This is a genomic window from Stenotrophomonas sp. 86428_Sma (assembly GCF_056481585.1).
Window position 1 is genome coordinate 4,543,306 of sequence record NZ_CM151156.1, and the last position, 21,594, is coordinate 4,564,899.

Consider the following 21,594-nt stretch of genomic DNA (forward strand, 5'->3'; position numbering starts at 1 on the left):
TCAAGAGGGTCAGGCTGAACCGCGCGCTCAGGCAACCAGCGCGCGGGTGGTCTCCACATACTGCTGCAGGCGCTGGCGGGCGCTGCCGTTGGCGATGGCGGCACGGGCACGGGCCAGGCCGTCGCCGATGTCGCTGGCCACGCCGGCCACGTACAGCGCGGCGCCGGCGTTCAGGGCCACGATGTCCAGCGCCGGGCCGGGGGTGTTGTCCAGCACCGCACGCAGCATGGCAATGGACTGCTCCGGGCCGTCCACGCGCAGGTTGCGGCTGGCCGACATCGCGATGCCGAAGTCCTCCGGGTGAATCTCGTACTCGCGCACCTTGCCGTCGCGCAGCTCGCCGACCAGGGTGCCGGCGCCCAGCGAGATCTCGTCCATGTTGTCGCGGCCCCAGACCACCATGGCGCGCTCGGTGCCCAGCTCGCGCAGCACCCGCGCCTGGATACCCACTAAATCCGGGTGAAACACGCCCATCAGCACCGACGGTGCGCTGGCCGGGTTGGTCAGCGGGCCAAGGATGTTGAAGATGGTACGCACGCCCATCTCGCGGCGGACCGGCGCGACCACCTTCATCGACGGGTGATGGATCGGCGCGAACATGAAACCGATGCCGGTCTGTTCGATCGCAGCGGCGACCTGCGCCGGCTGCAGCTCGATGGCCGCACCCAGTGCTTCGACTGCATCGGCGCTGCCGGACTTGGACGACACGCTGCGGTTGCCATGCTTGGCCACGCGCGCACCGGCCGCAGCGGCGACGAACATCGCGCAGGTGGAGATGTTGAAGGTGTGCGAGCCATCGCCGCCGGTGCCGACGATGTCGACCAGGTGGGTGGTATCGGCCACCGGCACCGCCAGCGCGAATTCGCGCATCACCGTGGCCGCAGCGGCGATCTCGTCGATGGTTTCCTTCTTCACGCGCAGGCCGGTGAGGATGGCGGCAGTCATCATCGGCGACACGTCGCCGCGCATGATCTGCCGCATCAGGTCGACCATTTCGTCGAAGAAGATTTCGCGGTGCTCGATGGTGCGTTGCAGGGCTTCCTGGGGGGAGAAGCTCATGGGAATGCTCCTGGGATCAGGCGGCCGGACGCTGCAGGAAATTGCGCAGCAGGGCATGGCCGTGTTCGGTGAGGATGGATTCGGGATGGAACTGAACGCCTTCCACCGGGAACTGGCGGTGGCGCAGGCCCATGATCTCTTCGATCGAGCCGTCGTCGTTCTCGGTCCAGGCGGTCACTTCCAGCACATCGGGCAGGCTGTTCTTGTCCACCACCAGCGAGTGGTAGCGGGTGGCCTGGTAACGGTCCGGCAGGCCGGCGAACACGCCCTTGCCTTGATGGCGGATGGGCGAGGTCTTGCCATGCATGATGTTGCCGGCGCGGATGACCGTACCGCCGTAGACCTGGCCGATGCCCTGGTGGCCCAGGCACACGCCGAGGATCGGCGTGGTCGGGCCCAGGCGCTGGATGAGTTCCAGCGACACGCCCGCTTCGTTGGGCGTGCACGGGCCGGGCGAGATGACGATGCGCTCAGGCTTCTGCGCGGCGATCTCGTCCACGCTCATCGCATCGTTGCGCACCACCTTGACCTCGGCGCCCAGCGTCTGCAGGTACTGCACGAGGTTGTAGGTGAAGCTGTCGTAGTTGTCGATCATCCACAACATGGTCAGGTTCCGTCGCTTATCAGGAAAATGGCGTATACGTTTTCGGTGTAGGTGATGGGGCCGGCTTCGATGGATTCGCGCAGGCGTGAGCCAGTGGTCTCGATCATGTCCATCTGCGCCGCAGGTGACGGCGGCGATGGCGGTGTCACCATGTCGTCGCTTCTGGGCCAATTGCCCGCCTGCACGCCATAGGCGAAGTTCGGCGCCACATCGGAGATGCTGTACAGCCCGCGCAGCTTCGTGCCGTAGGCATTGGCAAGGCCCTGCGCGGATTGGCGCGTCGACGCGGCGGCCTCACCCTTGAGTTCGCGCCGCAGCGCCACTTCGCCCGAGTAGGTCGGGGCCACGCTGCTGACCTGCAGGTTCTCGTTGGCCTTCAGTGCACCCAGCACGTCCTGCATCGCCTTCACGCTGGCGAAGCTGGCACGCAGCTGGCGCGACACGCGGGTGCCGACGAAGACCTGCCGGTTCTGCTCATAGCGCGTGGCCGGGCCGATCCGCAGATTGTCCGCACGCACGCTGCCCTCCACCGCCTTGTGCTGCTTGAACAGCGCCAGCACGCGCGCGACGTTGTCCTGCACGCGGCGGCGCGCGGCGTCGGCATCCATGTCGGTCTCTTCGATGTTCAACTGCAGGCCGAACCGGTCCGGCATCACCTCGCGGCGCGCCTCGCCCTTCACCAGCAGGTGCGGCTGCGAGGGAATGGTATTGGCCTGCGCCCACGCAGACGGGGCCATCGTGGCCAGCAGTGACGACCACAGCAATGCGCTCAGCAGCTTCATGCGGTACTCCTTGTCTTGAACGGGAACGGCGGAACGACCACGGCGCAGCGACCGTGGTGAGGCAGGCTTACAGGCCCTTGGCGGCCTGGGCGACGGCGCGGAACAGCGCGCGGCCCTTGTTCATCGTCTCGTCCCATTCCTTGTCCGGGTCCGAGTCGTAGACGATGCCGGCGCCGGCCTGCACATACAGGCGGCCGTCCTTGATCACGGCGGTGCGGATCGCGATCGCGGTATCGGCATCGCCGTGCCAGCCGATGTAGCCGATGCTGCCGGCGTAGACATTACGCTTGATCGGTTCCAGCTCGCGGATCACTTCCAGCGCGCGGATCTTCGGCGCACCGCTGACCGTACCGGCCGGGAAGGTGGCTCGCAGCACGTCGGCATAGCTCAGGCCCGGCTGCAGCTGCCCGGTCACTTCGCTGACGATGTGCATGACGTGGCTGTAGCGCTCGATCACGAACTGCTCGCCCACTTCCACGGTGCCGGCCTTGGACACGCGACCAGCATCGTTGCGGCCGAGGTCGATCAGCATCAGGTGCTCGGCGCGCTCCTTCGGATCGGCCAGCAGCTCGGCTTCCAGCGCCAGGTCCTGTTCGACAGTGGCACCGCGCGGCCGGGTGCCAGCGATCGGACGCACCGTCACTTCGCCATCCTGCAAACGCACCAGGATTTCCGGCGAGGAACCGACCACCTGCAGGTCGCCGACATCAAGGAAATACATGTAGGGCGACGGGTTCAGTGCACGCAGCGCACGGTACACATCCACCGGGCGCGCTTTGAACGGCACGCTCAGGCGCTGGCTCAGCACCACCTGGAAGATGTCGCCGGCAAGGATGTATTCCTTGCTGCGCTGGACCGCATCGACGAAGCCTTCGCGGGTGAACCCGGAGACGAAATCGGACTCGTCCAGCACGTCGCTGTTGAGCGGTGCGGGATAGCCGGCCCCCGGTGCGCGCAGCTTGGCGGTCAACGCATCCAGGCGTGCCTGGGCCTGCTCGAACGCACCCTCGACACGCGGGTCGGCATGCACGATCAGGTACAGCCGGCCCTTGAGGTTGTCGAACACCGCCAGCTCGTTGGAGTCCAGCAGCAGGATGTCCGGCGTGCCCAGCTCGTCGCGGCCTGCCGGCGGAGCCAGGCGCGGTTCGATGTAGCCGATGCACTCGAAACCGAACCAGCCGACCAGGCCGCCGGTGAAGCCCGGCAGGCCTTCCAGCTTGGGCACCGAGTGGGCGCTGCGCAGCGCCTCGACTTCGGCGAACGGGTCGGCCACCTCGCGGGTGTCCACCACCTGGCCGTCTTCGCGCACGGTCAGCGTGTGGCCATGGAAGGCATACACGCGGCGCGCCGGCAGGCCGATGATCGAGTAACGACCAAAGCGCTCGCCGCCTTCGACGGATTCAAACAGGTAGGTATTGGGGCCGTCGGCGAGCTTCAGATAGACCGAAAGCGGCGTGTCCAGGTCGGACAGCACTTCACGGACGACGGGAATATGGGTGTGGCCTTCAGCGGCCTGCAGCTGAAACTGAGCGTGCGAGTTCAAGACGACTTTCCTTCCGGGACACAGCGTTATGGGGGCGGACGACGGCAACGGGCCACCATCGCCACCAACGGCGTGCGGAAGAAAGGGTATGCGGGGTCGTCAGGCTGGACACCCCTTGACTGTATCGCAGCCGGGGCGGGAGGGGAACCCCGTCGCGGCGTCGCGGTTCATTCGGCCATTAGCCCATCCGCCGGGCGTTCTCCTGGGCCTCCAGCCCCTGTTGCTGGGCCAGTCCGGCTGCCGTCGCCTGTTCGCGACCGGTGTTCAGGGCGTCAACCTGCGCCGTACTCACGGCCAGCGGCTGGGCCATGCCGGCCGCCACGTCCACATGCGCATGTCGGCGGTGGGCCGCCTGCAGATCCGGGGTGTCGATCGCGAATGCCCGCGTGCGGTCGTCACTGAGCAGCACATGGGAGATGGCCTGCAACCCTTCGCGCTTGGCCTGCGCAGCCAACGCCCCGGCCAGCTGATCGCTCTGCAGGTTCGGGATGCGGCCATGTGCCACATCGAGGCCGTGCACGCCGGTCTGCGCGCCCTTGAACAGATGGAAATCGATGTGCCCCGGATCGTTCAGCGCGGGCATCTTCGCGCCCCCCTCCTGCAGCTGCGCATGCGGCCGCCCAAGCAGCTTGCGCGCGGCCGCCTCCTGGCTCGCGATTGCCGCGTCGAGACTGGGGTTCATCGTCTCGCTCATGCCATGCCGGTCCACCGACTCCCCCATGGTGGCACTGCCGCGCCCGATCACCCACGACGTCTTGGCCAGGTTGACCAGGTTCTGCGGCAGTGCCGGCGTGGGCAGGTGCGTGGCAATGCCCTTGTTGGCCATCGCGCCCAGCCCGACGGTGCCGGCCAGCACGGCCGGCGCCTGCGAGGTCAGCCCGGTGATCTGATGGCTGCTCCAGTTCATGCCCATGTGGAAAGTCGCGCCGTACACGGCATAGCCGTTGCGCAGCCCATTGGCCACGCCATGCACGCCCTGCTGCAGCTGGCCGCCCAGATGATGGCCGCCGGCACGGATGCGGCCGGCATCCGCCGCCGCTTCACGGGTGGCTTCACGGGCCTTGGTTTCGTGTTGATTGCGCGCCGCATCACCGTGCTCACGCATCTGTCTGGCCATGTCGTCGGCACCGAGCGCACCCAGCACGCTGGCCCCGATGTTCCAGCCGTAACTGCCCTTGGCCTGCACGCGGTGGCTGACCGATTCGACCAGACCCTGCAGCTCGCGACCCTTGGCAATGACCGTCGCACCGCCTTCGATGCCCACCCGCATGCTCTTGCCACCGTAGTCGACCACGGTGCCGATCGCATTTCCCTGCAGGGTCGACGCACGCTCGACGGCCACGCCGGACAAGCTCATGCCCCGGCCCGCCAGCGCGCCGACCTGCTCGACATGTTCACCGGCAACCCGTCCGGCACGCATGCCGCGCGCACCTGCGATCAGCACCTCGGCCAGCGGGCCACCGTATTCGGCAAGCTGGCTTGGCGCTTCTCGATGACGGCGATCCACCACCTTTCCGTTCACTTCGGTCTTGGCGTCCAGCAACAGTTCCATCCTGCCCGCGGCCACCGGAACATTGCGCAATGCCTCTGCCCCGGATTTCGACGCCAGCTGGTCAACCAGCTGGGCCGTGGCCGTCTGCGCACCCGCCGGCATCATCTCCTGCAGCTTGCGGGTAACCATCTGCTGCACGCCGGGCTGACGCAGCAGCTGGCTGGTCTCGCTGGCCAACAGGCCAAAGCCCTGCCGGTGATGCTCGTTGAGCCGCTTCAATCCATTCTGCACATCGTTGAGCACTTCACCCGACGTCTGGTAGGTGTGCACCGTGTCGCGCGTGTTGAACACCGGCAATCCGTGGGATTTCGCGTAGCGATCGGCGGTGGCCGGATGCAGCCCGGCCGAATTGAAGGTGGTCGCACGTACACCGGTAACCGCCGAAGCGGCAGAGGCCATGCCGCCGCCAAGCGAATGACCGGCGAGTTCAAACTGGGTACCAGAGGTCTTCAAGCGACTCGCCAGTGCCATGGCCCGATCGTAGTAGTCACTCTGCATGCCTACGCCCTGGCGTCCATTGTTGAGGAAATCCTCGCCTCCGGATTCACGCCGCCCGCCTTTCGCCCGGGGATCGATGATTTCGCCCGTTGAGCCCTTGAACACCAGCACAGGCTTGGCGTCATCACCGAACACCCTTTTGTCCGGAATGTAGATCTCTGCGCGAAAACCCGAGTCGTTCGGCCGCATCAGCTTCTTCAGGTCGGCCGCTCCCAGGCTGATGCCCGCCGCTTTGAGCGTGTCCGGGTCGGTCACGGCACTGGCGCGCGTCCACCCGACCGGCGGCTCACCTTTGCCCTTTGCCGAGGCATACACATCACCAGCAAGCGAACCCAGCTCGCGGGCGTGATAGGTCTCGCGCAAGCGCGCCGCCTCGGTGGCATGTCCACCTCCCTGCAGTTGCTCGACCAGGTGCTGCTGCGCCTGGACGCTCTTGGCGCGGGCCTGCAACAGGCGTTCCTGCTGCTCGGGATCGTGACCGCTCATGGCAGACTCCATTGCTCATCAGTGAAGACACGGTCATCCAGGACCTGCTGGAATGACCACAGCCAACGCTATCATCCCCCGAACGCGTCCATGTCAAGGGATCACATGCACCGTCACCCTCACAGTTCCTTTACGCCATTTTCCTGCCTGGCGCTGATGCTGCTGATGCTGCTGAGCGCCTGCGCGCGCACGTCTTCACATGGCGCGGAGCGCTATTTCGAGGGCAAGGCACTTGAACTGGCCATCGCCGCCGAACAGGGTGATGCAGCGACGATCACGCGCCTGATCAAGACCGAAGGCGTGAACCCCGACAAGGAGTTCTCGAAGCAGGATGGCATTCCGCTCATCGCGTGGCCGTTGCGCGCACAGAACCTGGAAGGCCTGCGCGCGATGCTCGACAACGGCGCCGACCCGAATGCACGGCGTATTGAAACGCTGGACGGCGAGACGTTCCGCCACAACAACGCCATGGTCTATGCCGCGAAGATGGACGATCCGCGCTACCTGGCCCTGCTGCTGGATCATGGCGGCGACCCGGACACGCGCACCTCCAACACCGAAACGCTGCTGTTCCAGGCTTTCATTTCCGGCAACCTGTGGAAGAACATCCAGCTGCTGGTGGAGCGAGGCGCGCACGTCAACGAATCCAACATCGGCCAGGCCGATACCGTTCTCAGCTGGTACACCGGCCGTGGCGGCTTCGAGCAGGCTTACTGGCTGCTTGAGCATGGTGCGGACCCCACGATTGCATCGCCGTCATCGGCGCAACCGGGCGCGCCCGATCGGATGGCCATGGTCGAAGCCATCTACTGGGAAATCACCACACCGGACCTGCTGCCCTGGCAGAAGAAGTGCCAGCAGTGGCTGATCGATCACGGCATTGCCCGGCCGCCGCTGCCGCAGTACATCCGCGAGAAGCGTGAAGCATTCGGGTTCCCGGCGAAGGAGCAGGACATCCCCCCGTTGTAGGACTTCCGGTCCGGCTCAGCGCGGCTCGGACAACAGGGCACAGCCCACGGGCAGGTGCATCCGCACCCTGCCCGGCACGCACGCGATGCGGAACTGGCGCGCCTGTACCGGTTCGCCGTCCAGGTTGAGCGTCAACGGACGCTCGGATTCCACCTGCAGCCACGACAGGCGCGCGCGCGTCGCCAGTTGTTCCAGCGCGGCCTGGGTGCCGGACTTCAGCATCTGGCCAAGCGTGGCGGTGACTTCACCTTCCAGCTCCGGAAGCACCGTCACGTCCAGCTGCCCATCATCGATCAGCGCCTGCGGGCACAATTGCTGGCCACCACCGGCCTGGCGGCCATTGCCGATGCCGAGCGCGATGAAGTCGCCTTCCCACGCGAAATCCGGGCCCGACAGGCGCGCATGGATCGGCTCGATCCGCCCCAGCTTGGCAATGCCGGTGATCACGTAGGCCAGCCCGCCCAGCATCTTCTTCAGGCCGGCATCGGTCTCCACCGTCACCTGCGTGCCGAAGCCACCGCTGGCGAGGTTGGCGCACCACCATTGCGTGCCATCGGCGTCCACGCGCAGCAGATCGATGGCATGCGGCGTGGCCTGCCCGATCAAGGCCAAGGCCGCCTTCGGCTCGGTCGGGATGCCGGCCGCAGTCGCGAAGTCGTTGGCGGTCCCCATCGGGATCAGCGCCAGCGAGGGCAACGCATCTGCCGGCTCCTCACGATGCGCCAGTGTCTCGGCCACCGCGCTGAGCGTGCCGTCGCCACCGGCGGCCACGATCACGTCCACGCCATGATCGATCGCCTCGGCCACGTAGCGTTCGGCGTCACCGTCTTCCCAGGTCACACGCACTTCCAGCTGCACGCCCTGCCCACGCCAATGACCGACCGCGTCGCGCAGCTCGTCATTGCCTGCGGATTTTCCGTTGAGGATCAGGCGCCAGCGCGGGGTGGTCATGCGGTGCTTCCAGGACGGGGGTGGCACAGGCTAGCAATGCGCCGTTTGTCCGCAGTGAATGTCACGCAGGTGTCATTCAGCTGCTGGAGAATGGAAGGCCATAGCAGGGACGACGGATGGAGGCAGGATCAGCCTCCCACGCATGCAGCGAGGCCACGCCAGTGATTGGCGTGGCTTTTTTTTGGTGCGTAGGGAGTGCGAACCAAGGTTCGCACCCACCGGGTTGCGGTTCGCACCCACCAGGCTGCGGTTCGCACCCACCAGGCTGCGGTTCGCACCCACCGGGTTGCGGTTCGCGCACACCGGGTGGGTAGATCCACGCCATGCGTGGATGCACTTCGCCTCAACCGTTGGCGAAATCGTGCAATGCCTGGCCCTGCAGCCGGTACACGGTCCACTCGTCCTGCGGCGTGGCGCCAGCGGCGGTGTAGAACTCGATGGCCGGGGTATTCCAGTCCAGCACCGACCATTCGAAACGACCGCAACCCTCGGCCACGGCCTGGCGTGCGATGTACTTCAGCAGCGCCTTGCCGGCGCCTGCGCCGCGCTTTTCCTGGCTGACATACAGGTCTTCCAGGTAGATGCCCTTGCGGCCCAGCCAGGTGGAGTAGTTGTAGAAATACACGGCGTAACCAATGGGCTCGCCGTCGGCTTCGCAGATCAGCGCGCGGGCCGTTGCGTCGGCGCCGAACAGGCTTTCGGCGATGCCGATCTCATCGGTCTGCACCGAATGCTCGGCCTTCTCGTAGATGGCCAGTTCGCGGATGAAATGCAGGATCAGGCCGGCATCGGCCACAGTGGCCGGACGGATGTTCAACAGAGCCATGGGCGGAAAAGGGAGACGGAGGGAATCAGGCGAGCTTAATCCCCTCCGTCCCTTTTTTGTCAGCGTGCCGCAGCGACGTTCGCGCGCATCTGCGCGATCACGTCCTGGTAGCTGGTCTTGGCGTTGAAGATGGCCGAACCGGCGACGAAGGTGTCGGCACCGGCCGCAGCGATCTCGCCGATGTTGTCGGCCTTCACGCCGCCGTCGATCTCCAGGCGGATGTCCTTGCCGCTGGCATCGATCATCTTGCGCACCACGCGCAGCTTGTCCAGCGCCGAGGGAATGAAGGCCTGGCCGCCGAAGCCCGGGTTGACCGACATCAGCAGCACCAGATCCAGGTCGTCCAGTACCCAGTCGAGGATGTCCACCGGGGTGGCCGGATTGAGCACGATGCCCGGCTTGCAGCCCAGCGAGCGGATCAGCTGGATGGTGCGGTGCACGTGGCGGCTCGCTTCCGGGTGGAAGCTGATGTAGGTGGCACCGGCTTCGGCAAAGTCCGGGATGATGCGGTCCACCGGCTCGACCATCAGGTGCACGTCGATCGGCGCGGTCACGCCGTGCTTGCGCAGCGCCTGGCAGACCATCGGGCCGATGGTCAGGTTCGGCACGTAGTGGTTGTCCATCACGTCGAAGTGGACCCAGTCCGCGCCGGCGGCGAGGACGTTGTCGACTTCCTCGCCGAGGCGGGCGAAGTTGGCGGACAGGATGGAGGGGGCGATGAGGCAGTTGGACATGGCCGGGCCTTGCAACGGTAGGAAAGAGGGTCAGCGCTTGCGCAGGGTCTTGATGCGGTCGTAGGCGGCGTTGATCCGCCGCGACTTCTGCTCGGCCTGCTGCTGCAGCTCGGGGGCCGCGCCGCCGAGCTTGTCGGGGTGGTACTGGGAAATCAGCTTGCGGTAGGCGCGCTCGACCTCGGCATCGGTGGCCTCGGAGGTCAGCCCCAGCTCCCGGTACGGGTTTTCCTTGTTCAGGCGGAACCAGTCCGAATCGAAGGCATGGCCGATCAACAGGCCGACCACCGCGCCAAACAGCGGATTGGGCCGGAACAGCAGGGCGCCGGCGATGAATCCGAGCAGTTTTCCGTACCAGCGCATGGCGCTCCGGGGTCGACCGACGAAATGGACGCTCATTTTACGTCACAGCGGGCCCGGACGGCTTTACACTAGGCCGCCCGCTGGTCAGCGGGCCCGCCGGGTCCGTTGGGCAGCAGCCGTATCGACAACGCCCCAGGAGTGCCCGTGCCAACCACGCTGTTGCAATCCGATCTCCCCGGCCTGCCCTTGCGCCATCGCGGCAAGGTGCGTGATGTGTTCGATATCCCGCGCGAGCGGCTGCCAGCAGGGACCCCGCCGGGCGACTACCTGCTGATGGTGGCCACCGATCGCCTGTCGGCGTTCGACGTGGTCCTGCCCGACCCGATCCCGGGCAAGGGCGAGATGCTCTGCCAGGTCTCCAACTTCTGGTTCGCCAAGACCGCGCACCTGATGCCCAACCACCTGACCGGCATCGACGTGGCCAGCGTGCTGCCCGAAGGCGTGGACCCGGCCCTGTACGCCAAGCGCGCGGTGGTCACCCGCAAGCTGAAGCCGGTGCCGGTGGAAGCGATCGCCCGCGGCTACCTGATCGGCAGCGGCTGGAAGGACTACCAGCGCACCGGCAAGGTCAGCGGCATCGACCTGCCCGACGGCCTGCGCCAGGCCGAGCAGCTGCCCGAGCCGATCTTCACCCCCTCGACCAAGGCCGCCGTGGGCGACCATGACGAGAACATCGATTTCGATGCGATGGTGAAGCAGGTCGGTGCCGAGATGGCCGAGCGCGTGCGCGATGCCACCCTGCGCATCTACAAGTTCGCCGCCGAATACGCCCGCGAGCGCGGCATCATCCTGGCCGATACCAAGTTCGAGTTCGGTACCGACGCCGATGGCCGCCTGTACATCATGGACGAGATGCTGACGCCGGATTCCTCGCGTTACTGGCCGGCCGACGAGTACGAAGTGGGCACCAGCCCGCCGAGCTACGACAAGCAGTTCGTGCGCGATTACCTGGAGACGCTGGACTGGGGCAAGACCGCCCCGGGCCCGACCATCCCGGCCGAGATCATCGAGCGCACCCGCGCCAAGTACGCCGAGGCGCTGCAGCGCCTGGCCGGGATCAGCGTCGACTGATGCCCTGCGCCCCACGCCGGTCTGGCTGGGGGCGTTCTGAATGCGGTACTGCCGGCCGCTGGCCGGCAACCTCGCGAACCTGCAGCCAGGCATGGCCTGGCTCTACTGCCGGTTGCCTGGGGGTAGTGCCGGCCGCTGGCCGGCAACCTCGCGAACCTGCAGCCAGGCATGGCCTGGCTCTACTGCCGGTTGCCTGGGGTAGTGCCGGCCGCTGGCCGGCAACCTCGCAAGCCTGCAGCCAGGCATGGCCTGGCTCTACTGCCGGTTGCCTGAGGGTAGTGCCGGCCGCTGGCCGGCAACCTCGCGAACCTGCAGCCAGGCATGGCCTGGCTCTACTGCCGGTTGCCTGGGGTAGTGCCGGCCGCTGGCCGGCAGCCTCGCGAACCTGCAGCCAGGCATGGCCTGGCTCTACTGCCGGTTGCCTGGGGTAGTGCCGGCCGCTGGCCGGCAACCTCGCGAACCTGCAGCCAGGCATGGCCTGGCTCTACTGACGGTTGCCTGAGGTACTGCCGGCCGCTGGCCGGCAACCTCGCGAACCTGCAGCCAGGCATGGCCTGGCTCTACTGACGGTTGCCTGAGGTAGTGCCGGCCGCTGGCCGGCAGCCTCGCGAACTCGGCTATGCTCTGGATTGCCGGCCAGCGGCCGGCACCACCGTTGTCCGAGGAAGCAACGCAGCATGCAGACATCCACCGAGCTTGCGCGGCCGATCGACCGCTATTTCGCCAGCTACTCCGACGACCACCGCAATCTGATCAACCAGCGCATCCACGTGGTGGCGGTGCCGGCGATCCTGTGGTCGGTGGTGGCCCTGCTGTGGTGCCTGCCGCCGCTGATCACCTGGTTCCAGTACGGCATCTGGTCGGCGTTCGCGATGTTCAGCGCCTGGTGCTTCTACAACAAGCTGTCGCGCCCGCTGGGCATCGGCATGCTCATCCAGTTCTTCGTATTCGGCTGCCTGTGCAGGCTGCTGGAGGCCGAGATCGGCCTGCACAACCTGTTCTGGCTGGCGGTGGGTGTATTCGTGGTGGCCTGGATCGCGCAGTTCATCGGTCACAAGTTCGAGGGCCGCAAGCCCAGCTTCCTGACCGACCTGACCTACCTGCTGATCGGCCCGGCCTGGGTGATGGCCAAGTTCTACCGCAAGCTCGACTGGCGCTACTGACCTGCCCGTGGCCGACGCTGCCCCTCGTTTCCTGAACGGGCAGATTCCGTCACCCGCACTCCACGACGGCCCTGCCAGCCTGCACCGGTGATCCGTTCCCCATCGCCCGCCCGTCGACGGCAGCCCCTGTGCGACAGGGCCTGCGGTCTCCCTGCGTCGGCGTAGGGTGTCCCCCGAGAGCAACCGGGGAGGGACCGCAGCAAAGTGATGCTGCGCTGCAGAAAAAATGAATCAGCGGACGTTACCTGCAATTGATCGCTGTTCGATGGGTTTCGGCGACATTTCGCAGCCTGTTATCCTCCCTGACCTGCTCGTGAATCATGGATTCCCTGCATGCTCCCCAGCCTGCCCCTGCTGCTGGCCCTGCCGTTCCTGATGGCAGCGGCTGTTGCGGCCTTCCCCCGTAGTTCGCGCTCGACTGCTGCCTGGCTGGCGGCGCTGGCGCCGTTGGGCGGACTGGCCATCCTCGGCTGGCTGACTCCGTCGGTGCTCGACGGCCAGGTCGTGCAGACGATGGTCCCTTGGCTGCCGCAGATCGGTCTGGACTTCACCCTGCGCCTGGACGGGCTGGCCTGGATGTTCGCCGGGCTGGTGCTCGGCATCGGCGCGCTGGTGGTGCTGTATGCGCGCTACTACCTGAGCCAGCAGGACAACGCCCACCGCTTCTACTGCTACCTGCTGCTGTTCATGGGCGCCATGCTGGGCATGGTGCTGTCGGGCAACCTGCTGTTGCTGATGATTTTCTGGGAAATGACCAGCATCAGCTCGTTCCTGCTGATCGGCTTCTGGTCGCACCGCCAGGACGCCCGCGAAGGCGCACGCATGGCGCTGGTGATCACCGGCGGCGGTGGCCTGGCCCTGCTCGGTGGCGTGCTGCTGATCGGCCGCATCGTCGGCAGCTTCGACCTGGATGTGGTGCTGGCCGCCGGCGAGCAGATCCGCGCCAGCGCGCTGTACCCGTACGCACTGTTCCTGGTGCTGGCCGGCATCTTCACCAAGAGCGCGCAGTTCCCGTTCCACTTCTGGCTGCCGCACGCGATGGCGGCGCCGACCCCGGTCTCTGCCTACCTGCACTCGGCCACCATGGTGAAGGCCGGTGTGTTCCTGCTGGCGCGGCTGCACCCGGCACTGGCCGGCAGCGACCTGTTCTTCTACACGGTCAGCGGCATCGGCGCGCTGACCCTGCTGATCGGTGCCTGGAATGCGATCTTCCAGCACGATCTGAAAGGCCTGCTGGCGTACTCGACCATTTCCCACCTGGGCCTGATCACCCTGCTGTTCGGCCTGTCCACGCCGATGGCGGTGGTGGCCGGCGTGTTCCACATCCTCAACCACGCCACCTTCAAGGCCTCGCTGTTCATGGCCGCCGGCATCATCGACCACGAAACCGGCACCCGTGACATGCGCAAGCTGGGTGGCCTGCGCAAACTGATGCCATTCACCAGCGCGCTGGCGATCATCGCCTCGCTGGCGATGGCCGGCATCCCGTTGCTCAACGGCTTCCTGTCCAAGGAAATGCTGTTCGCCGAAGCGCTGACCGCCGGTGGCGGCCCGGGCGCGATGCGCACGGCCGTATCGATCGCGGCGCTGCTGGCCGGTGTGTTCGGCGTGGCCTACAGCCTGCGCTTCGTGCACGACACCTTCTTCGGCCCCGGCCCGCACGACCTCGACCGCGTGCCGCATGAGCCGCCGCGCTGGATGAAGGTGCCGGTGGAACTGCTGGTGGTGATCTGCGTGGCGGTGGGCATCGCCCCGGCACTGACCGTGGCGCCAGTGCTGCATGCCGCTGCGGCCTCGATCCTCGGCAACGCCATGCCCGAGTACAGCCTGGCCGTATGGCACGGCTTCAACCTGCCGCTGGCGATGAGCGCGATCGGCGTGGTCGGTGGCGTGGCGCTGTACTTTGGCCTGCGCAAGCTGATCAACCTGCACGGGGTGGAAACCCGCACCACCGGCCGCAACGTGTTCCATGCGCAGCTGGATGCCCTTTCCGCGCTGGCCATGCGCCTGACCAACGGCATCGCCAATGGCAGCCTGCAGCGCATGCTGCTGGGCCTGGTGCTGGTGGCGATCGCGGTCGCCGCCGCGCCGTTCGTGGCCAACCCGGCCTCGCCGAACTGGACCGCGCCGCAGCCGATCCCGCTGCTGGGCTGGGTGCTGTGGCTGGTGATGATGGCCTGCGCCGTTGCCACCCTCCGTGTCTACAAGCAGCGCCTGCTGGCGGTGCTGCTGGTCGGCGGCGTCGGCCTGATGGTGGCGCTGACCTTCGTGTTCCTGTCCGCACCGGACCTGGCGCTGACCCAGCTGCTGGTGGAGATGGTGACCCTGGTGCTGATGCTGCTGGGCATGAACTACCTGCCCGCGCAGTCCGGGCCGGAGCGGCCGCGCTGGCGCAAGCGCCGCGATGCGGTGATCGCGATCATCGCCGGCGCCGGCCTGGGTGCACTGGCCTATTCGGCGATGACGCTGCCGCCGAACACCATGGCCGGCGAGCTGCTCGCCCGCGCCCTGCCCGAGGCCTATGGCCAGAACGTGGTCAACGTGATCCTGGTCGACTTCCGCGGCTTCGATACCTTCGGCGAGATCACCGTGTTCGGCATCGCCGCACTGGTGGTGCATGCGCTGCTGCGTCGCACGCGGATGGCGCCGGAGCAGATCATGCCCGGCCCGCCGATCAAGCTGCCGGTGCCGGCCGACCTGGCGCAGATCATGTTCCCGCTGACGCTTACCGTATCGATCTTCCTGTTCCTGCGCGGCCACAACGCGCCGGGCGGTGGCTTCATCGCCGGCCTGGTGCTGGCGGTGCCGCTGCTGATCCAGTACGTGATCCAGGGCACCGCGTCGGTGGAGTCGCGCTTCGGCTTCGACTACATCCGCTGCATCGGCATGGGCCTGTTGATCGCCCTGCTCAGCGGCAGCGCGTCGATGCTGTTCGGCGTGCCGTTCCTGACCAGCGGCCACCTCGACCTGCACCTGCCGCTGATCGGCGACGTGCCGCTGGCCAGCGCGATTGGTTTTGACATCGGCGTCTATCTGGTGGTGTTCGGTGGTGCCATGCTGATGCTGTCGATGATGGGCACGATCAAGCCGTCGCGTACCCGCACTGCCCGCAAGGGTGAGATCGACCTGCAACGCCGTTCGGCACGCACCGGGGAGATGCACTGATGGAACTGGCCCTGGCTACCGCGATCGGCGTACTGACCGCCATCGGCATCTACCTGCTGCTGCGTGCGCGCAGCTTCGATGTGATCCTCGGCATGACCTTCCTGTCCTACGCCACCAACCTGCTGATCTTCGCCGGTGGCCGCGTGGTGCTGGGCAAGGCACCGGTGCTGCAGGAAGGCGTGGACAGTCACCTGGGCAACTACACCGATCCGCTGCCACAGGCGCTGGTGCTGACAGCGATCGTGATCGCCTTCGCGATGACCGCGGTCAGCATCGTGCTGGCCATGCGCAGCCGCAGCGACAACCACAGCGACCACGTGGACGCCCACGAGCCGGATGACGACCTGCAGGATGAGCGCATGCCGCCGCGCCAGGGCGAGGACCGCGCATGAACCACCTGGTGATCCTGCCCATCCTGATTCCGCTGCTGGGTGCTGCACTGTCGCTGTTCGTCGAACACCGCCGCTATGGCCCCAAGGTGCAGCGCGCGGTGGCCTGGACTGCGCTGTCGGCGCTGGCGCTGGCGGTGGGCCTGCTGTTTGCCACCACCGCCACTGGTGAGATCAACGTCTACCTGCTCGGCGACTGGCCGTCGCGTCTGGGCATCGCGCTGGTGGCCGACCGGCTGTCGGCGTGGATGCTGCTGACCACCCTGCTGCTGGCCATTCCCTGCCTGCTGCATGCCTGCTCGGGCTGGGACCGTCGTGCACCACACTTCCATGCACTGTTCCAGTTCCAGCTGGTCGGCCTGAATGGCGCATTCCTGACCGGCGACATCTTCAACCTGTTCGTGTTCTTCGAGGTGATGCTGATCGCCTCCTACGGCCTGCTGCTCAGTGGCGGCCGCGGCCTGCGCATGCGCATCGGCCTGCACTACGTGGTGTTCAACGTCACCGCCTCGACCCTGTTCCTGATCGCACTGGGCCTGCTGTACGCCTCGCTGGGCTCGCTGAACATGGCCGAGCTGTCACAGCGCATTGCCGAGGTGCCGCCGGCGCAGCTGACTCTGGTAAAGGCCACGATGGGCCTGTTGCTGCTGGTGTTCTGCGCCAAGGCTGCACTGATGCCGCTGTACCTGTGGCTGCCGGAAGCCTATTCGCGCGCACCGGCCGCCGTGGCCGCCCTGTTCGCGATCATGACCAAGGTCGGCCTGTACTCGGTGCTGCGCATCCAGATGCTGTGGTTCGGCGACGATGCCGGTGCGATGGCCGGCTATGGCCGCGACTGGCTGCTGTGGGCCGGCGTGGCAACGCTGGTGCTTGGCGGCCTCGGTGCGCTGGCCGCGACCCGCCTGCGCGTGCTGATCTCGTATCTGGTGATCGTCTCGGCAGCCACGCTGTTCATCGCCTTCTCGGTAGGCACGCCGCAGGTGCTGTCCGCCGGCCTGTACTACCTGCCGCACAGCAGCTTCGTCGCCGCCGCACTGTTCCTGATTGCCGACCTGATCCGCCGCCGCCGCGGTGGCGCCAGCGACCGCAAGGAAGTAGTCGCGCCGATGCCGGGCAAGGAAACGCCGGCGGTGCTGTTCCTGATCGGCGCGGTGTCCGTGGCCGGCCTGCCACCGCTGTCCGGCTTCCTGGCCAAGGCCGCACTGCTGGCCGGCATGCCGGCGCAGTACACCGCGCCGGTGTGGACGGCAGTGCTGGTGAGCAGCCTGCTGGTGATCATGGGCCTGACCCGAGGCGGCATCCGCCTGTTCTGGCGCGTGCCGCCGGTCGAGGCCGATGCACCGAAGCCGCGCAAGGCACGCCTGCGCCGGGTCGAGCTGTACGCGGCCTGCATCCTGCTGGCCTGCGGCATCGGCATGACCCTGGCCGCTGCACCGCTGATGCGCTACACCGACGCCACCGCCGCACAGCTGCTGCACCCCAGCGAGTACGTGCAGCAGTTGCGCGCGACCACGCCGGAGATCCGCCAGCCATGACCGCCCAGCGTTCCCTGTTCCGCCGCATCATTCCCTCGCCGATGCTCAGCATCATGGTGGTGGCGTTCTGGCTGCTGATGTCCGACAGCTTCACCCTCGGCCAGTTCGTGCTGGGGCTGGTGCTGGGCGTGGTGGTGCCGCTGTTCGCCGCGCGCCTGGACCGCGAGTTCGCCCGCATCGGTACCCTGCGACCGCTGCCCAAGCTGCTGTGCGTGACCCTGTGGGACATCCTGATGTCCAACATCCGCGTTGCCGTGCAGGTGCTGGGCCCGGAGAAGAACATCCATCCGGGCTTCATCTGGCTGCCGCTGGACATCGCCAACATCCACGGCATCGCCGCGCTGACCAGCATGATCACGCTGACCCCGGGCACGGTCTCGGCCGCGCTCAGTGACGACCGCAAGTTCCTGCTGGTGCACGTGCTGCACCTGGAGGACCCGCAGGACCTGATCGATACGATCAAGCGCCGTTACGAGGCGCCGTTGATGGAGATCTTCCCATGACCGGTTTTGAAGTCATCCAGACCACCCTGGTGGTGTGCATGCACGTGGTCGGCCTGGCCATGCTGCTGGCCACCTGGCGCCTGCTGCGCGGGCCGACCGTGCCCGACCGCATCCTCGCGCTGGACACGTTGTCGGTGACCGCGATTGCCGAGCTGATGCTGTTCGGCATGTACCTCAACTCGCCGATCTACTTCGAGGCGGCGCTGATCATCGCCATGCTCGGCTTCGGCAGCACCGTGGTGCTGAGCAAGTTCGTGCTGCGCCGGGACATCGTCGAATGATCACCGCGATCCAGATCGGCCTGTCGATCCTGCTGCTGTTCGGCTGCTTCTTCATCCTGGTCGGTGCACTGGGCCTGGTGAAGCTGTCCACGTTCTTCAAGCGGCTGCACGCACCGACCAAGGCCAGCACGCTGGGCGTGGGCTGCGTGCTGGTGTGCTCGGTGTGCTACCACATCTTCCTCGGCCAGGACCCGCAGCCGCGCGAGCTGCTGATCACCGTGTTCCTGTTCATCACCGCACCGATCAGCGCGCACATGATGGCCAAGGCCGCGCTGTCGCTGCTGATGGAAACCCGCCCCAGCCTGCCCGGCAACGAGCCGGCTGCTGAAGAGCAGCTGCCGCCGCCGGAACCGGTGCGGGAAGAAGAAACCACGCAGAACCGGTGAATCCGGTAGAGGCCGACCTTGGTCGGCGCTTCGTTGCTGCGAGTGCCAACCAAGGTTGGCAGCTACCGGGTGATTGGTGGTGGGTGCCGACCGTTGGTCGGTACGGAGCCAACCGCATACACGCATGGCGTGGATCTACCGACCGCAATGCCCGGTAGCGGCCAACCTTGGTCGGCGCTTTGTTTCCCTGAGTGCCAACCAAGGTTGGCAGCTACCGCATCATCGGCGAGGTGACCGGTAGGTGCCGACCTTGGTCGGCGCTCTGTTTCCCCGAGTGCCAACCAAGGTTGGCAGCTACCGCATCATCGGTGGGTGGACCGGTGGGTGCCGACCTTGGTCGGCACGGAACCAACCGCATCCACGCAGAGCGTGGATCTACAACGCCGGTGCGCCCACCAGCAGCAGCTCCAGCACGAACCAGCCCGCGAACGCGACCAGCAGGATCGCGCCTTCGCCGCGGCTGATCTTCAGGTCGCCGCGCAGCATGGGGTACAGCACCAGTGCGAAGGCCAGCAGCGCCGGCAATTCCAGGCGCACGAACGAGGCCGGCAGGGCCAGCGGCTGCAGTACGGCCATCGCACCAATCACCAGCAACAGGTTGACCACGCTGGAACCCAGCACGTGGCCCAGCACCATGTCGCCATGACCACGGCGTGCGGCAGCAATCGCGGTTGCCACCTCCGGCAGCGCGGTACCGATCGCGACCGGCAGCAGACCGACCAGTAGCGGTGTCCAACCCAGTGCAGTACCGAAGTCCGCTGCGGCCCCCACCACCAGGCGTGCGCCCCAGTACAGGGCCAGCGCGGCGATCAGCACCCGCAGTACATTCAACGGCAGGCTGGTGCGGCTCAGTGCGGACTCGGCGATGGCTGCCTGCACCTCCGCACTCTCGCTGCGACCACGGCGCAGCAGCAGCACCTGCACCACGATGAAGCCGGCCAGCAGCACGCCGCCCTCCCAGCGCGCCAGGCCACCATCAAGACCGAACAGGATCAGCAGCACGCCGGCCGCCAGCAGCGACCACCACAGCACCGTCTGCAGGCGCGCGCGCAGCAGCAGTGGCGCAGCCATGGCCGCCACGGCCAGGGTCAGGCCCAGGTTGACGATGCTGCTGCCCACCGCGTTGCCCAGCGCCAGCTCCGGCTGACCGACCGCCAGCGCGCGCGCGTTGACCGCCAGTTCCGGCAGCGAAGTGGTCACGCCGAGCAGCAACAGGCCAGCCGTGAACGGACTGGCCCCGAAGCGTTGCGCCAAGCCGGACACGGCCTTGACGATGGAGTCCCCGCCCAGCGCCAGCAGCAGCAGGCCGAGCAGGAACCAGGCAATGGCAATGGCGATCATCGAGCACTCCCCCTGCGGTCGTGGCGCGATTCTACGCTGGCCCCGCGCGCATGGCTGGGCCGTGGATCAAGGATCAGCCACAGCCTTCCACATAATCGACCTGCGGGGTCTGCCCGACCCGCCACGCACCGACCCGGCCGTCCGCACCGAGTGCGAAATCGATCACCGCCCCACCCTCCTGCGCCGGACGCACGCGCAGGTGCTGGGCCTTCTCGTCGTACTTGTCGGGGCCGACGTCACCGCGGTCGGGGTACAGCACCTGCAGCTCGCCCAGGGTCATGCCGACCTTGCCGCCGCCCGGTGCGATGATGGCGGCGCTGCGCACGTCGTAGCGCACCAGCTTGCGGCCCTCGATCATCAGGCGCGGGTCTTCGGCATTCTGCGGTCGCAGGAAATAGCAGCCATCGTTGCTGTCGTCGGCCGGCAGCGGTTTGCCACTGGCATCGGTGCCCAGCCCCTGCAACGGTGCGCCGAAGCCACTGCGGACCTCAGCGATGCCGGCACCCAGCTTCGCGCCGGCGAAGCCCTCCAGGTGCGCGGGACTGTCCTCGCGGCGGTCATTGGCTGGACGGGCTGCCAGATCAGGATCCGTCGACTGCGCGGGCCCGGTCGCCGAGGCGGTTTCGGCCGGGGTATCGCTGCCGCTGCCGGCCGCCCCCTGCCTGTCGGAGCCAGCACTGCAGGCGGTGAGCGAAAGGAGCAACAGACCAGCAAGCGGAAGTTGCTTCATCGGTGCGGTTCCCTGGCACGAAGGTGGCTGCACGCTAGCCCATCCTGTGTGCAGGCGCTGCATTGTCATCGCGGTTTCATCGCCTTCGTTCAGGCTCGGCGAGCACCGACCTGGCCGTCCCTTCCATGCAACCGCGCAAGACCGATCTCGCCCGAACCGCGCTGCAGGCCCACCGCGCGCCGCTGGACATGCGCCAGCGACGGCTGCTGATCCTGTGCGACGGCCAGCGCACCATTGCCGACCTGACCGGCCTGCTCGGCCAGGACGCACCTGCGATGGTCATCCAGCTTGTGCAGGCGGGGTACCTGAGCACTGGCGTCCCAGCACCGTCGCCCGCAACCGCGGTAGCGCCGGTGCCCACACCGCCGGCAGCCGCACCTGCAGCACTTGCTGCACCCGCGGTCGAACGCCGCCGCTCGCTGGTGGCCGCGCGCATCTATGTGCTGGGCATCCTGGAGATGCAGCGCCACCCGCAGGCGGCAGCACTGTTCCGCGACCTGCAGCAGGCGCGTGCGGAAGACGAGGTGCTGCAGCGGCTGCAGTCGGCGATGCAGATGCTGCCCGGGCTGACCTCGGACGGCTATTGCCAGCGCGTACGCCAGCGCCTGTTGGAAGCGCTGCCGCTGGAGCATTGCGACGCGTTCGCGGAGGTGGCGTAAGCGCAGG

At 67.0% G+C, this 21,594-nt stretch carries 21 protein-coding genes; 10 read left to right on the top strand and 11 right to left on the bottom strand.

Going from position 1 to position 21,594, the window contains the following annotated elements:
* Nucleotides 1-27: 27 nt before the first annotated feature.
* The 5 genes from trpD to ACZK3J_RS20885 all read right to left on the bottom strand — a co-directional run bounded on the left by trpD (nt 28) and on the right by ACZK3J_RS20885 (nt 6,524).
* Nucleotides 28-1,059, bottom strand: a complete 1,032-nt coding sequence (trpD, locus tag ACZK3J_RS20865) for an anthranilate phosphoribosyltransferase (protein ID WP_049461248.1) — start codon at nt 1,057-1,059, stop codon at nt 28-30.
* 16 nt (nt 1,060-1,075) lie between these two features.
* On the bottom strand, nt 1,076-1,663 hold the full coding sequence (locus tag ACZK3J_RS20870; protein WP_049424046.1) for an anthranilate synthase component II: 588 nt from the start codon (nt 1,661-1,663) through the stop codon (nt 1,076-1,078).
* Nucleotides 1,664-1,665: 2 nt separating this feature from the next.
* Entirely contained in the window at nt 1,666-2,445 is a 780-nt protein-coding gene (locus ACZK3J_RS20875) for an SIMPL domain-containing protein (protein ID WP_049461246.1), read from the bottom strand.
* A gap of 67 nt (nt 2,446-2,512) precedes the next feature.
* Nucleotides 2,513-3,988 carry an anthranilate synthase component I gene (trpE, locus tag ACZK3J_RS20880; RefSeq protein ID WP_049461244.1) on the bottom strand — a complete coding sequence of 492 codons (1,476 nt, stop codon included), beginning with the start codon at nt 3,986-3,988 and terminating at the stop codon, nt 2,513-2,515.
* Nucleotides 3,989-4,166: 178 nt separating this feature from the next.
* On the bottom strand, nt 4,167-6,524 hold the full coding sequence (locus tag ACZK3J_RS20885) for a Tle-like phospholipase domain-containing protein (RefSeq protein ID WP_134950636.1): 2,358 nt from the start codon (nt 6,522-6,524) through the stop codon (nt 4,167-4,169).
* Nucleotides 6,525-6,629: 105 nt separating this feature from the next.
* On the opposite strand from ACZK3J_RS20885, the gene ACZK3J_RS20890 reads away from it, so the two are divergent.
* Nucleotides 6,630-7,493: an ankyrin repeat domain-containing protein gene (locus tag ACZK3J_RS20890; RefSeq protein ID WP_230080636.1), complete on the top strand. Its 864-nt coding sequence runs from the start codon at nt 6,630-6,632 to the stop codon at nt 7,491-7,493.
* Between the two features lie 15 nt (nt 7,494-7,508).
* On the opposite strand, the gene yegS is transcribed toward ACZK3J_RS20890, so the two are convergent.
* The 4 genes from yegS to ACZK3J_RS20910 all read right to left on the bottom strand — a co-directional run bounded on the left by yegS (nt 7,509) and on the right by ACZK3J_RS20910 (nt 10,364).
* On the bottom strand, nt 7,509-8,444 hold the full coding sequence (yegS, locus tag ACZK3J_RS20895; RefSeq protein ID WP_134950637.1) for a lipid kinase YegS: 936 nt from the start codon (nt 8,442-8,444) through the stop codon (nt 7,509-7,511).
* A gap of 343 nt (nt 8,445-8,787) precedes the next feature.
* Nucleotides 8,788-9,270, bottom strand: a complete 483-nt coding sequence (locus ACZK3J_RS20900; protein WP_032127161.1) for a GNAT family N-acetyltransferase — start codon at nt 9,268-9,270, stop codon at nt 8,788-8,790.
* Between the two features lie 59 nt (nt 9,271-9,329).
* Nucleotides 9,330-10,004 (bottom strand): ribulose-phosphate 3-epimerase, encoded by a 675-nt coding sequence (rpe, locus tag ACZK3J_RS20905; RefSeq protein ID WP_032127160.1) that lies wholly within the window; start codon nt 10,002-10,004, stop codon nt 9,330-9,332.
* A gap of 30 nt (nt 10,005-10,034) precedes the next feature.
* On the bottom strand, nt 10,035-10,364 hold the full coding sequence (locus ACZK3J_RS20910) for a J domain-containing protein (RefSeq protein ID WP_005411327.1): 330 nt from the start codon (nt 10,362-10,364) through the stop codon (nt 10,035-10,037).
* A gap of 144 nt (nt 10,365-10,508) precedes the next feature.
* On the opposite strand from ACZK3J_RS20910, the gene ACZK3J_RS20915 reads away from it, so the two are divergent.
* The 8 genes from ACZK3J_RS20915 (at nt 10,509) to ACZK3J_RS20950 (ending at nt 18,857) form a co-directional block, all read left to right on the top strand.
* A complete protein-coding gene (locus ACZK3J_RS20915; RefSeq protein ID WP_032127159.1) occupies nt 10,509-11,435 on the top strand; it encodes a phosphoribosylaminoimidazolesuccinocarboxamide synthase in 927 nt (308 codons plus the stop codon).
* A 677-nt stretch (nt 11,436-12,112) separates the two neighbouring features.
* Nucleotides 12,113-12,598, top strand: a complete 486-nt coding sequence (locus ACZK3J_RS20920) for an Mpo1 family 2-hydroxy fatty acid dioxygenase (protein WP_032127158.1) — start codon at nt 12,113-12,115, stop codon at nt 12,596-12,598.
* 333 nt (nt 12,599-12,931) lie between these two features.
* Entirely contained in the window at nt 12,932-15,763 is a 2,832-nt protein-coding gene (locus ACZK3J_RS20925) for a monovalent cation/H+ antiporter subunit A (RefSeq protein ID WP_149908974.1), read from the top strand.
* Nucleotides 15,763-16,155: a Na+/H+ antiporter subunit C gene (locus ACZK3J_RS20930; protein ID WP_049401674.1), complete on the top strand. Its 393-nt coding sequence runs from the start codon at nt 15,763-15,765 to the stop codon at nt 16,153-16,155. Before ACZK3J_RS20925 ends, ACZK3J_RS20930 begins: the two co-directional genes overlap by 1 nt.
* Nucleotides 16,152-17,687, top strand: coding sequence for a monovalent cation/H+ antiporter subunit D (locus ACZK3J_RS20935; RefSeq protein WP_277779212.1), 1,536 nt, complete (start codon nt 16,152-16,154; stop codon nt 17,685-17,687). The genes ACZK3J_RS20930 and ACZK3J_RS20935 overlap by 4 nt, the downstream gene beginning before the upstream one ends.
* Entirely contained in the window at nt 17,684-18,190 is a 507-nt protein-coding gene (locus ACZK3J_RS20940; RefSeq protein WP_032127154.1) for a Na+/H+ antiporter subunit E, read from the top strand. Before ACZK3J_RS20935 ends, ACZK3J_RS20940 begins: the two co-directional genes overlap by 4 nt.
* On the top strand, nt 18,187-18,471 hold the full coding sequence (locus ACZK3J_RS20945; RefSeq protein ID WP_005411334.1) for a K+/H+ antiporter subunit F: 285 nt from the start codon (nt 18,187-18,189) through the stop codon (nt 18,469-18,471). The genes ACZK3J_RS20940 and ACZK3J_RS20945 overlap by 4 nt, the downstream gene beginning before the upstream one ends.
* Nucleotides 18,468-18,857 (top strand): Na+/H+ antiporter subunit G, encoded by a 390-nt coding sequence (locus ACZK3J_RS20950; protein WP_049401677.1) that lies wholly within the window; start codon nt 18,468-18,470, stop codon nt 18,855-18,857. Before ACZK3J_RS20945 ends, ACZK3J_RS20950 begins: the two co-directional genes overlap by 4 nt.
* A gap of 375 nt (nt 18,858-19,232) precedes the next feature.
* Here the strand turns inward: ACZK3J_RS20950 and ACZK3J_RS20955 are convergent, their stop codons facing one another.
* Both ACZK3J_RS20955 and ACZK3J_RS20960 read right to left on the bottom strand, forming a co-directional pair.
* Complete coding sequence (locus ACZK3J_RS20955) at nt 19,233-20,198, bottom strand: sodium:calcium antiporter (protein ID WP_032127153.1); 966 nt, start codon at nt 20,196-20,198, stop codon at nt 19,233-19,235.
* A gap of 73 nt (nt 20,199-20,271) precedes the next feature.
* Complete coding sequence (locus tag ACZK3J_RS20960) at nt 20,272-20,928, bottom strand: hypothetical protein (protein ID WP_414578107.1); 657 nt, start codon at nt 20,926-20,928, stop codon at nt 20,272-20,274.
* Between the two features lie 125 nt (nt 20,929-21,053).
* Between ACZK3J_RS20960 and ACZK3J_RS20965 the strand changes: the two genes are divergently transcribed.
* Nucleotides 21,054-21,587 carry a hypothetical protein gene (locus ACZK3J_RS20965; RefSeq protein WP_049422941.1) on the top strand — a complete coding sequence of 178 codons (534 nt, stop codon included), beginning with the start codon at nt 21,054-21,056 and terminating at the stop codon, nt 21,585-21,587.
* Nucleotides 21,588-21,594 lie beyond the last annotated feature (7 nt).